7 protein-coding genes are annotated in these 12,316 nt (G+C 73.1%); 2 read left to right on the top strand and 5 right to left on the bottom strand.

Annotated features, from left to right (window positions below):
• Positions 1-303: 303 nt before the first annotated feature.
• The gene (locus ACFPZN_RS54555; protein WP_378293039.1) at positions 304-3,909 is read left to right on the top strand and encodes a bifunctional glycosyltransferase/CDP-glycerol:glycerophosphate glycerophosphotransferase; all 3,606 of its coding nucleotides are present in this window, start codon (positions 304-306) and stop codon (positions 3,907-3,909) included.
• Between the two features lie 138 nt (positions 3,910-4,047).
• Positions 4,048-5,061: a CDP-alcohol phosphatidyltransferase family protein gene (locus tag ACFPZN_RS54550; RefSeq protein WP_378293037.1), complete on the top strand. Its 1,014-nt coding sequence runs from the start codon at positions 4,048-4,050 to the stop codon at positions 5,059-5,061.
• Between the two features lie 28 nt (positions 5,062-5,089).
• On the opposite strand, the gene ACFPZN_RS54545 is transcribed toward ACFPZN_RS54550, so the two are convergent.
• The 5 genes from ACFPZN_RS54545 to ACFPZN_RS54525 form a co-directional block, all read right to left on the bottom strand.
• Positions 5,090-7,024, bottom strand: a complete 1,935-nt coding sequence (locus ACFPZN_RS54545; protein WP_378293035.1) for a glycosyltransferase family 2 protein — start codon at positions 7,022-7,024, stop codon at positions 5,090-5,092.
• A gap of 158 nt (positions 7,025-7,182) precedes the next feature.
• Positions 7,183-8,736, bottom strand: coding sequence for a glycosyltransferase 87 family protein (locus tag ACFPZN_RS54540; RefSeq protein ID WP_378293033.1), 1,554 nt, complete (start codon positions 8,734-8,736; stop codon positions 7,183-7,185).
• A gap of 103 nt (positions 8,737-8,839) precedes the next feature.
• A complete protein-coding gene (locus ACFPZN_RS54535; RefSeq protein ID WP_378293031.1) occupies positions 8,840-11,191 on the bottom strand; it encodes a glycosyltransferase in 2,352 nt (783 codons plus the stop codon).
• Between the two features lie 31 nt (positions 11,192-11,222).
• The gene (locus ACFPZN_RS54530) at positions 11,223-11,963 is read right to left on the bottom strand and encodes a hypothetical protein (protein ID WP_378293029.1); all 741 of its coding nucleotides are present in this window, start codon (positions 11,961-11,963) and stop codon (positions 11,223-11,225) included.
• The coding region (locus ACFPZN_RS54525; protein WP_378293027.1) for a UDP-N-acetylglucosamine 2-epimerase at positions 11,956-12,316 on the bottom strand (361 nt) is incomplete at its 5' end. The genes ACFPZN_RS54530 and ACFPZN_RS54525, both read right to left, overlap by 8 nt.

The raw sequence follows: 12,316 nt of genomic DNA, 5'->3' as shown, positions 1-12,316 counted from the left end.
GCGCCGGAGAGACCCGCGGAGCCGGCCGAGCCCGCGGCGATGGACGCCGAGCCCGCCGCGGCGCCCGCCTCGGCGCCGTCCAGCGCGCCGTCCGGGGCGCCGTCCGCGAACTCCGCGCCGAGGGCCTGAGTCCTCCATAACGGACGCGTTCCTGAACGGGCGGGTCACGGCAACGCACCGGCCCGTTCACGACAGTTCAGATAATCTTCAGAAAAGTCGCCGTTTCTCGTGCGGGGCACCCTCCGGAGCCGGGTGGACACCGTCGGCGAGCACCCGCCACCGATCAGCGCAACCGGGAGAACCGTGTCACCGCTTCTCAGCGTCGTCGTCCCGTTCTACAACGTCGAGGCCTACCTGGAGGCCTGCCTCGACTCGCTGCAGCAGCAGACGCTGCGCGACATCGAGGTCATCATGGTCGACGACGGCTCTCCCGACGGCAGTACGGCGATCGCCAAGGAGTTCGCGCAGAAGGACGAGCGGTTCCGGCTCGTCCAGCAGCGGAACCAGGGCCTCGGCCCGGCCCGCAACACCGGGGCGCGGGAGGCGACCGGCGCCTTCCTGGCGTTCATGGACTCCGACGACATCGTGCCCCGCTACACCTACGAGCTGATGGTGGGGTCGCTCAAGGAGACCGGCTCCGACCTGGCGTGCGGCGGCGTTCGGCGGCTGACCTCGGCGGGCCCGCGCAACTCCCCGATGCACACCGAGATCTTCAAGGTCACCGAGAAGAGCACGCACATCACCCGGCGGCCCGACCTGCTCGGCGACCGCACCGCCTGGAACAAGGTGTTCCGGCGCGAGTTCTTCGAGGCGGGCGGGTTCGCCTTCCCGCCCGGCCTGTACGAGGACGCCCCGGTGACGATCCCGGCGCACTACCTGGCCTCCTCCGTGGACGTGCTGTCCGACATCGTCTACTACTGGCGGGAGCGCGAGGGCGAGTCGCAGTCGATCACGCAGCGCCGTACCGAGCCGGGCAACCTGGAGGACCGGGTCCGCACCACCCAGGCCGTCACCGCGTTCCTGCGCGAGCGGTCCCCCAAGCTGTGGCGCGAGCAGCTGTTCTCGGTGGTGTCCGGGGAGCTGCCGCTGTACATCGACGTGGCGGGCGAGGGCGGCCCCGAGTACCAGGAGCGGCTGCGCGCCCAGGTCGACGAGGTGCTGGCCGGGGCCGACGACGCCATGATGGGCGACCTGACCGCGCTCAAGCGGCTCAAGTACCACTTCATCCGGAACGGGATGATCGAGGAGCTGCTGGAGCTGATCAACTACCAGCAGGCCCGGATCTTCACCGCCGACGTCACCCGGGTGGACGGCCGCTGGTACGCCGCCTACCCCTACTTCCGCGACCCCTCCCGCCGCGTGCCCGACGCGCTGTACGACGTCACCGACGAGCTGCGGCAGAAGCTGCAGGGCCGGGCCGACGCGGCGCACTGGGAGAACGGCCGGCTGCGCGTCTCCGGGCACGCCTACATCGCGCGGATCCCGATGACCGACCCCACGCAGGACCCGGAGGCGTGCCGGCTGCGCGTGTGGCTCCAGCACGCCCGCAACGGCACGGTCGTGGAGCTGCCGGTGAAGCGGGCCCGCCGCCCGGACGTGTCCGCCGACGCCAAGCGGGCCGCCGCCGACTACGACTGGTCCGGCTTCGAGGTGGAGATCGACCCGGCCGACCTCAAGGTGAGCCGCTACCGGTTCATGCGGGTGAGCAAGTACCGCGTGCTGCGCGCGCTGCGCTCGGCCAACTGGGAGCTGCACGCCGAGGTCACCGCGCCGGGCGGGCTGAAGGTCTCCGGCCCGCTGGGCGGGCCGCGGCGCAGCGACGAGAAGTGGGCCAACGCCTGGGAGGCCGCCTCCGACGTGTGGATCCGCCCGGTGACGACCGCGAGCGACCACTACGTCGTCCAGGTCAAGCAGCTCACCGCCCACGTCACCAAGGCGGAGGCGGAGGACGGGCAGCTGGTGCTGCGCGGCTGGATCGCCGACGCGGGCGCCACCTCCGGCCAGGTCGTGCTGGCCCGGCGGCAGGGCATGGGCAAGGCCAAGCTGCCGGCAGAGCTCGACGGCAAGGGCGGCTTCACCGCCCGGATCCCGATGGACGTGCTCGTCTCCCACGCCACCGACAACGCCGCCACCCTGCACACCTGGGTGACCGAGGGCCTGGACTGGGACGCCTCCCTGAAGCTGTCGGGGCAGTCCAAGGCCGTGCGGCTGACCATCCACGACGACGTGGAGGTGCGGCACTCGCTGGGCTCGGACGAGATCGTGGTGACCCGCACCAAGTTCGGCAACCTGCGGATCGTCGAGCGTCCGCGCCGGCCGGCGGTGACCCGCGCCGAGTGGACCGCCGACGGCCGGCTGCTGCTGACCGGCGAGATGGCGGGCACCGCCGACGGCGGCGCCCACCTGCCGGACCGCCTCAAGGCGAAGCTGCGCAACGGCGGCGACACCTACGACTTCCCGGTGACCTGGGACGGCCGCACGTTCACCTGCGAGGTGGCGCCCGCCCGGGTGCCGCGGTTCGGCGAGCGGCTGCCGCTGTCCACCGGGCAGTGGGGGTTCTTCGCGCCGATGGAGGAGGGCGACGTCGCGGTGGCGATCTCCCGGTCCTCGGTCGCGGACCTGCCCGCCCCGCGCGTGGTGGGGCTGCACGAGTTCAAGCTGTCGACGTTCCAGGCCGACTCGCTGCGGCTGGAGTCGCGTCCCGCGCAGGACGACGAGGAGCGCGGCGTCTACGGCCTCAAGCGGCTCGCGCTGCGCGACCACCCCGCCTACCTGGCCGAGCCGCTGCGCGAGGTGGCGCTGTTCGAGAGCTTCCGCGGCCGGCAGTACTCCGACAGCCCCCGGGCGATCTTCGAGGAGCTGGCGCGGCGGCGGCCCGATCTGGAGTGCGTCTGGATCACCAAGGACGGCCAGTTCGAGCCGCCCGAGGGCGTCCGCTCCGTCCTGTACGGCAGCCGCGAGCACTTCAGGACCGTCGCCCAGGCGAGGTTCCTGGTCGGCAACGACCCGATGCCCGAGTGGATGCGCAAGCGCGAGGGCCAGTTCTACGTGCAGACCTGGCACGGCACGCCGCTCAAGCGGATCGGCTACGACATCGAGCGGCCGCAGTTCAAGAACGCGCAGGACTACCTGCGCCGGTTCAGCGCGGACGTGGCCCAGTGGGACGTGCTGGTGTCCCCCAACCCGTTCAGCACCCCGATCATGCAGCGGGCGTTCCGGTACGACGGGGAGGTCCTGGAGTCCGGCTACCCCCGCAACGACCTGCTCGCCCGCGGCGACGACGCGCGCGCCGCCCGGGTCCGGTCGCTGCTGGGCATCGCCGACGGCAAGCGGGTCGTGCTGTACGCGCCGACCTGGCGGGACGACCAAGCCAAGGCCGGCGGCTACCAGATGGAGCTGCAACTCGACCTGGCCGCGGCCCGCGAATCCCTGGGCGAGGACCACGTGCTGCTGGTCCGCGGCCACTTCAACCTCGGCGGCGGGGTCGAGGGCACCGACGGCGAGTTCGCCATCGACGTCAGCCGCTACCCCGACATCGCCGACCTCTACCTCATCGCCGACGTCATGATCACCGACTATTCGTCGGTGATGTTCGACTTCGCCGTCACCGGCCGCCCCCAGCTGTTCTTCACCTACGACCTGGAGCGCTACCGCGACCAGCTCCGCGGCTTCTACTTCGACTTCGAGATCGAGGCGCCCGGCCCGCTGTGCCGGACCTCACCCGAGCTGATCGAGGCCATCCTCGACGCGGACCCGGTCGCCGCCGCCTACGCCGACCGCTACCAGGCGTTCCGCGCGAAGTTCTGCGCGTGGGACGACGGCGGAGCGGCCGCCCGCGTGGTGGACCGCATGCTCGCCCACGTTACGAGTCGGCGACTTTCGGGAGGCCGAAGCCCGGACAGCCGATAACATCGATGCGGCCGCCGGGGGTCCTCCGGCCGGGGCATGGCATGCCGAAGCGGGCGAGTGCCGGCCGACAAACCCAATTTCGAGGTTCGCGCGAATCCGCGCCGGGGAAGCCTCTTCGCAATGAAAGGACAGCTCTCCATGGCGAACTTCACGCTCGAGGACGTTCGGCAACGGACGTACAAGGCGCGTGACGCATGGTGGACGGTGATGCTGGTCGATCCGCTCGCCGCCCGGCTGGTCCGCTTCACGGCCAACCGCACCAACGTGACGCCCAACCAGCTCACCGTCGGGGCCCTGATCCTGGGCCTGGGCGCGGGCGCCTGCTTCGCGGTGGCGACCTGGCCGTACCTGCTGCTCGGCGCGCTGCTGTACCACCTGTCGTTCACGCTCGACTGCATGGACGGCAAGATCGCCCGGCTGAAGGGCACCGGCTCGGTCTTCGGCGCCTGGCTGGACTACATCTTCGACCGGGTGCGGGTGCTGGCCTGCGCGATCGCGCTGATGGGCGGGCAGTACGCCGCCACCGGCAACGTCGCCTACGTCTGGACCGCGGTGGCCGTGGTGTTCCTGGACATGCTCCGCTACATGGACGCCCTGGAGATCTACAAGGTCCGCTCGCAGATGCGCAACAAGCTGCAGGCCACGCGGGCGCAGGCACAGGAGCTGGAGCTCGCGGTCCGCCGCGCCGGGAACGGTCCCGACGGCGAGGTCGGCGAGGACCTGCGCTCGGCGGAGGGCGCGCTGCGTCCCGACCCCGAGGCCGACATGGAGGACCAGGTCGTCGGCGACCACCCCAACGTCGCGCTGCAGGCCGAGTTCAACCAGCGCTTCCCGTGGTACGCCCGGATCCGCAACGCGCTGCTGCGCGGCCGGATCCGCCCGCACCTGATCAGCGGGATCGAGTTCCAGATGGGCGTGTTCATCGTGGCGCCGGTGGCGGCCGCGGTGGTCTCCGGCGCGATCATCCCGGTGACCGTGCTGTCGGGCGTCGGGATGATGGCCTTCGAGCTCGTCATCATCTACAAGTTCTGGCTGTCCAGCCGGGACTACAGCCGCAGCCTGGCCAAGCTGGAGCGGAAGATCGCCGGCTACCGGGAGCAGCTGCCCGCCGAGCACGAGCAGCGCCAGGCCACCGTCGGCAGCGCCGGCTGAATCGGCTGAGTCTTCTCCCGGCCGCCCGTTAGGAGCGCCTGGACAGGACGCGGCGCAGCCGGGTCACCACGGCTCCGCCCACCTGCACCGACAGGTTCCCGGACGAGGTCCGGAACGGTCGCGGCCCCCGCCGTCCGGCGGGGGCCGCGGCGTCTCCGGACCCCAGCGGGATCCGGAACTCGCCCTTCGCCCCGTCCACCGCGACCTCGTAGGAGGCGTCCCAGGCGCCCCTGCGCGCGCCGCGCAGGTCCAGCTCGGCGGAGACGTCCACACCGCCGGGCACGGCCGCGGCCACGGCCTCCGCCGCCCGCACCTCGCCGGACTCGCGGTGCCGCAGCAGCACCCGCACGCCCACCCGGTCGCCCGCGCCGCCGGGCAGCGCGGTGGTCAGCGTCGCGGCGATCCGCAGCGTCCCGGACGGCCCGGCCGACACCGCGGCGGGCGTGGCCGGGGCCGCCCCCGCCTTCTTCCCGCCCACGTGCAGGGCCAGCGCGCCGACGCTCTTGGTGAGGTAGGGCGCCACGACCGGCCGCCCGCCGCGCACGGCGGTGATCCGCGCGCCCGGCGGCTCGACGCCGTCCGCGGCGACCAGCCGGCCCTCGCCGGCCACCCGGTCCTGGACGCGGATCACGGCGTGCGCGTCCCAGCGGCCGGGGGCGAGCGGGGTCGCGGCGAAGTCGATCTCGGCGATCAGCGCGTCGTCCGCGGGTACGGGGCGGAACGGGACGCGGTGCTCCTCGCCGCCCTCGCGCCGCCGCAGCAGCAGCTCGGACCGGTGGCCGCCGGCGGCGCCCTCGACCGCGCCCGCGCGGTGCAGGACGGCCAGCCGGCCGTCCCGCCACTCCGCGCCGGTCAGGGTGCGCCGCGACGACAGCGGGCTGCTGGTCAGGAAGACCTCGTCGGGGATGCCGAGCGCCTCGTCCCGGAAGCCGGGGTAGGCGGCGAACGCGCGCTCGCCGTCCACCACGAGCTGCGGCTCCTCCCCGGCGTGCACGCGGGCCGCCTCGTCCACCAGGTCGTCCAGGCCGTGCCGGAGGGCGTGGGCGAGCAGCCGGTTGTACGGGTTGAGCCGCTCCAGGATCTCCGGGGTGGCCCAGCGCTCCACCAGCTCGCGGGCCCCGTCCCGGGTCGCGCGCCGCTCGTCCGGACCGAACCCCTGGTAGCGCTGGTCGAAGCGGGAGAAGACCTCCACCCCGAAGTGGCGGCGCATCAGCCGGTCGCGGGCCGGGCCCGGGCCGGTCCGCTCGGCCACGAACGCCATCAGCCGCCGGATCTCCGGGAAGTAGTCCGCCGCCGGGGCGCCGCCGCGCTGGAGGGCGCTGCTGCCGTCGTCCCGGTCGACCCAGTAGTAGCAGTCGTAGTCGGACAGCACCGACACGCCCTTGGCCTCGAAGTAGGCGCGCACGGCGAAGAACTGGTCCTCGCCGGACAGCACGTTCTCCGGGAAGCGGATCCGGTGCCGTTCGAGCAGGCTGCGCCGGTAGAGCTTGAGCGCGGTGATGCTGCCGTAGAGGTTGGGCACCTCGTCGTGGATGGTGGTGAACTCCACCGTCTCGCGGAACAGGTAGGGGTTCACCTTGCGGCCGATGCCGACGTACTTGGGGACGACGACGTCGGTCTCGTTCCGGTCGGCCATCGCGCAGCAGCGCTCCAGCGCCTCGGGGCCGAGGTAGTCGTCGGCGTCCAGGAAGAAGACGTACTCGCCCGCCGCCCGCTCGATGCCCGCGTTGCGCGGGCGTCCGGGCCCGCCCGAGGGCGGCTGGTGGACGACGGTGAACCCGGACCGCCCCACGGCGAGCCGGTCCAGCTCCTCACCGCTGCCGTCGGTGGACCCGTCGTCGACCGCGATGATCTCGATCCGCCCGGCGGGCATCGTCTGGTCGAAGACCGACCGGAACGTGCGCTCCAACGTCGACCGGCAGTCGTGCACGGGCACGATGACACTGACCTTCGGCGTCCCCATGAGCTCCATTCCCCGTCGTATCAGACGAACATGGCCTCTCCGACATCCCCTGCCCTGGCCGCCGGGCGTTATCCGTCACTGTGGCACGCATGACGGGCTTGGGGTGATGAAACAGAGACGTCCGTAGACGGGGGAAAGTTCACAGCGGAAGAGTGATTTTAGAGACTGATGCTCTTCGCTCCCTTATCGGCTGCATCCCTTACGCCATCGGGCTTCCCGGGCTCCTGAGGTTCGTCTGAATTGCCGGATTCGGGGGGCTCGGCGGCGGGGCGGCGCGTGCGCGCGGCGCCCGGGATCAGCGCCAGCGCGGCCGCCAGGCACGCGAACGGCACCGCCGGCGGCAGGTAGCGGTAGTCGAAGTCCGCGGTGGCCGCCGGGATCACCACCAGCGCCGCCCCCATCGACCAGGGCAGCAGCACCGCGGCACCCCACCGCGACCGCGGCCGCAGCCGGATCAGCACCCCGGCCAGCCCGACCACCAGCAGGCCCGCCAGCATCGGCCCGGGCGTGAACCAGCGGTCGTGGTACGCGCGGATCCACGCCGCGCGGGGCTCCACGACGGTGGCGCGGCCGTGCGCCCCGTACGCCTCGGCCAGCAGCTGCTGCTCGTCCGACCACGCCTCCCCCACCGGGAAGCGGGTGTTCTCCTCGGTCCACGGCGTCGGATAGGGCTCCCGGCCCGTCTCGAACGCGCGGAGCGTGTCGCGCACGATCACGCCCACGAAGTCGCCGAACTGCTTCTTGATGGCCAGGTCGGCGAACTCCCCGGCCTTCTCGTTGCCCTCGTCGCCGTAGATGCCGCCCGGGATGTAGACGAACGGCGAGTCCTGCGTCCACAGGGCCCGGAAGGCCGGCGCGATCCGCGGGTCGGACGGCGGCTTCGGGCACATCACGACCAGCTCGGGCGGCGGGTCCAGCTTGGCGCAGTCGGCGAAGTCGACCGTGCGGCCGTACAGCCAGACGTTGTCGGCCTTGGTGATGGCGAAGCCGCCCCAGTGCTCCTCGAACCAGTTCATGTACGCGACGAACGGCACCGCGAACGTCACCACCGCCGCGGCCACCGAGGCGATCGTCCGCCGCCACCCGGACCAGCGCAGCACCAGGGCCAGCACGATCAGCGCCAGCATCGGCAGCCCGGTCAGCCGGGTCAGCGCGGCGAAGGAGGTCAGCAGCCCGGCCAGGGCGCCCGCCCACCACGGCGTCCGCTCGCCCCACAGCACCACGGTCACGGCGGCGACCAGCAGGAACGTGAACAGGCTGTCGGCGAGCAGCATGTGCTCGGCGTGGATCAGGTTCGCGTCGTACAGCACCGGCACCGACGCCGGCGCGGCGAGCAGGCCCGGCAGCCAGATCCGGCGCGGCCAGGCGCGGCGCGCCATCCGCCACACCAGGGCGTACACCATGACCCCGGTGGCCACGCCCAGCACGGCCTGCGCCAGCACCACCGCCTGGAAGTCCTCGAACGGCCGGAGGCCCGCGAGGAAGACCGAGTAGCCGCTGGGCCGCCCGATGTGGGGACGGAACTTGTTCGCCGCGTCGAGGTAGCCGAACGAGTCGCCGCCCCACAGCAGCGCCGGGTAGCCGCGGGCGGCGGCGACCCGGACCGCGACGGCCCCGGCCAGCACCGCCGCGAACAGCAGGTGGGCGACCGTCCACCGCCCCGCCGCACGTCCGATGGATCGGTACAAAGAAGGCAGCGGCCGGGGTTTCACAGCGGAGAGCCTATCGAGATCATCCGCGTTCACGGGGCTGGAGCGAGTACCCCGTTCGCACCGGGTTGCCCCTTTTCCCGCGAGGCCCCGGGCTCGGGCCGCGCTACCGGCCGGAGGGCGTGAGCGCCCCGGCCAGGAGGTCGGTCCACTGGCGGCAGACCTCGTCCAGCGCGTACTGCCCGCGGACCTGCTGCTGGGCGAGCAGCCGCTCGGCCTCCCACCGGCCCTCGCGCACCGTCGCGGCGATCGAGGCGGCCATCGCGGACGCGTCCTGGTGGATCCAGCGCCGGTCGTAGATCGTGTCCGCCCCCGGCCACCCCAGCAGCACCGGGACGGCGCCCGACGCCATGCCCTCGGCCGGGGCCAGGTGGAAGCTCTCGTCGTCGCTGGTGGACAGCACGAACCCGATGCGGCGCAGCCAGGCCGCCACGTCCCGCCCGTAGGAGTCGAACACCACCCCGCCCGCCAGCAGCGGCGAGCGGCGGATCCGGCGGAAGACCTGCTCGTAGTGGGCGCGCTCGTCCTCCCGCTGCCAGATCCACCAGTACTCCCACGGCAGCTTCGACTTGACGAAGAGCGTGAAGCGGGGATCCTCGCGGCGCAGCTCCTCCAGCGCGTCCAGCGCCAGGTCGAGCCGCTTGCGGGACGGCGCGATGCCGATCATGCCGAGGTGGTGCTCGGCCCCGGCCAGCTTGTGCCGGTCGAGCTGGAGGTCGTCCACCCAGTTGGGCACCACGACGACCTTGTCGGCGGGCCAGCCGGTGGTCTCGCGGGTGAGGTCGGCGTAGTGCGGGCTGACGCAGACGACCTGGTCGACGGCGCTGATGTCGAGGTGGCGCGGCCAGGCGGCGTACAGCTCGAACCGGTGCAGCCGGACGACCAGGCGCTGGCCGGGCCGCTTGTGCGCGGCGTACCAGAGGGCGTTGGGCCCGCACCACTCGCAGACGACGACGTCGGCCCACTCGACGAGCTCCTGGCTGCGCTCGGGGTCGTGCACCTTGAGCGCGGCCCAGTGGTCGACGCGGACCTCCATGTCGGGCCGCGACTTCAGGTAGTCCAGGAGCCGGGTGAAGAACTTCAGGTCGTGCCCCGCCACCCCGATCCGCAGCTTGCGCGGGCCCTCCACCGCGGGCGCCGGAGGCGTGGCGGCGGCGGGCGCCTGCGGGTTGGCGGGCGCCGTGGCCTCGTGGACGAGCACGTCCCCCTCCACCGCGGGACGCTGCGGCGCCGCCAGGGCCGCCACCCGTGCCGCCGCCAGGACCAGCTTGGACGGCTCCGGGAACGTCTGCCCCAGGTAGGTGCGCAGCCGTTCGGCGGCGGCGTCGAGGGTGAAGTCGCTCGCGGCCTGCCGGCAGCGTTGCACGGCGAGCGTGAAGACGTCGGGGTTCTTCCCGATGAGGGTGAGGGCGTCCACGACATCGGCCTCGGACGCGGCGAACAGCGGGTAGTCCTCACCGAACAGCCGCTCGTGCATCGGAGTGCGGTTGAGGACGACCGGCACGCCCAGCGTCCCGCACTCCAGCACCTTCGTGGACAGCTCCAGGCTGGCGTCCATCTCCGGGTGCCGCCAGGACAGGCCGACGTCGCAGGCCGCGGTGAGCCGCATCGCCTCCGCGCGCGGGTGCCCGCCGTGCCAGATCACGCCCTGGCCGCCTTCCAGCGCGGACCGCATCCGCTCCGAGTAGCCCGGGTCCTTCGGGTCGTCGTGGACCTTGTCGCCGACCATGTGCAGCTCGGCGTCCACGCCGCGCTGCGCGAGCAGCCGCGGCAGCCCGGCCATCTCGTAGGTGTTCCAGCGCGGCGCGAACTTGCCCGTGTAGACCAGCCGCAGCGCCCGGCCCTCCGGCGCGCCGCCCTCCCGCCCGGTCATGCCGTCCGGCAGCACCACCACGGGCGGGAACAGCACGCTCTTGCCCGCCGTCGCGGGCACCGCGCTCTCCAGGAAGCCGCGCAGCTCCTCGGTCTGGCACAGCAGCACCCGCGAGGCGTCCGCGATGCGCCGCAGCTCGCCCTTGGCCGAGCCGGTGAACTCCCCGGCCGACTGCGGGACGTCGGTGAGGTAGGTCCACAGCCGCCCGGCCAGCGACCCGGCCGACAGCTTCCCGGCCAGCCGCCGGCCGCGCACCACGACCAGGTCGAACGGGTCGGCGGCGTCGATCGAGGACAGCACGGCCGCGGCCTGCTTGGGCTGCATCGACGCCTCGCCCTCGACCAGGCCCTCGGCGTGCGGGCTGAGCACGGTGACCCCCGGCAGCGCCCGCAGCGGGTCGACCAGCCGGCCGGTCCGCACGGGCGCCTTGAGCACCAGGGTCACCTCGCAGCCGGCCCGGGCCGCGGCCTGCACCATCCCCTGGGCCCAGATCGCCGAACCGTCGATCAGGTTGAGGTCGACGTCGCCGTAGACGAGGGCGCGTGGTCGCACGGAAGGTCCTTTCACGGGTACTGCACAGGTCATGCCGGCGAGTCGCGCCGGTCGGTCGTGACGGTCAGGGGGCCGGGGCCGGGCTCGCGGCGGCCGGCGCCGCGGCCTCGGCGAGCTGGGCGAACGCGGTGGCCCGGACGTCCCAGCCGAGGGCGGCCAGGGTCGGCGGCGGAGTCTCGCCCCACAGGACGAGCGGCACGCCGCGCTCCCGGGCGAGCCTGCGCACCTCGTCCAGCGCGCGGTCGCGGTCGTACATGCCGGGGACGCCGAGGTAGGCCCACGGGCCGCCGGGCTCCCCCGCCGCCGCGTCCACGACCAGCAGGTCGACGTCGGCGGTGTCGAGCGCGATCGCGGCGTCGTGCGGGTAGAGCGCGACCACCTTGGCCTGCCCGCCCAGGTCGGCGGCGGCCTCGCGGCCCAGCACCCCGGCGATGACCAGGCCCTCGTACGGCTGCGAGACCAGCAGCCGGTCCTCGGGCCGGTCGACGTGGTCGAGCTGGAGCCGGTCGCTCTCCCGCACGGTCGGCGCGACCGACGGGATGTTGCGCTTCTTCCACAGCCGGTACAGCTCGCGGGGCAGCTTCACGCCGCGCCGCCGCGGGTTGCGCGCCGCGCCCGCGACCAGCCGCCCGAACTGGACGGTGGTCGAGGTCTCCAGCGCGATGATGCGGCGCTCCAGCTCCTGGACGCGGCCCTCGCGCTCGCGCAGCGCCGCCCGCAGCCGGGCCGCCTGACGGTTGGCCTTAGCGGCCGCTGCGGCGCTGGGCTGGGCGGCGCCCTGCCCTCCGTTGGTCGGATCAGTCACCAAGGAACTCCATGACTACTTCTGCGATGCGCGGTCCGGCGTGGCCGTCCCACAGCGGCGGCTTGCGGCTGGTGGCGGCGTGTCCCGCGTCCAGGGCCTTGCGGGTCTGGGGGACCAGGTCCTCGAAGGTGACGAGGCGGTTGGTGCCGTGGGTGATGGTGATCGGCCGCTCGGTGTTGGGCCGAACCGTCAGGCACGGCACGCCCAGGATGGTGGTCTCCTCCTGGAGCCCGCCCGAGTCGGTCACGACCGCGGCCGCGCCCCGGACCGCGGCGATGAAGTCGATGTAGCCCAGGGGCTCCAGGACGTGCACGCCGGGGTGGTCGTCCAGGCCGGCGGCCAGCAGGGTGGCG

It is taken from the genome of Actinomadura rugatobispora, assembly GCF_042656285.1.
Lineage (GTDB): Bacteria > Actinomycetota > Actinomycetes > Streptosporangiales > Streptosporangiaceae > Spirillospora > Spirillospora rugatobispora.
Note: the sequence above shows the minus strand (reverse complement) of the source record. Positions and strands in the feature narration are given on the sequence as shown.

What these genes read in the sequence shown, in the direction of transcription:
- ACFPZN_RS54550 (WP_378293037.1), top strand. Translation starts at nt 4,048, where the DNA reads ATGGCGAACTTCACGCTCGAGGACGTTCGGCAACGGACGTACAAGGCG.
- ACFPZN_RS54545 (WP_378293035.1), bottom strand. Translation starts at nt 7,024, where the DNA reads ATGGGGACGCCGAAGGTCAGTGTCATCGTGCCCGTGCACGACTGCCGG.
- ACFPZN_RS54535 (WP_378293031.1), bottom strand. Translation starts at nt 11,191, where the DNA reads ATGACCTGTGCAGTACCCGTGAAAGGACCTTCCGTGCGACCACGCGCC.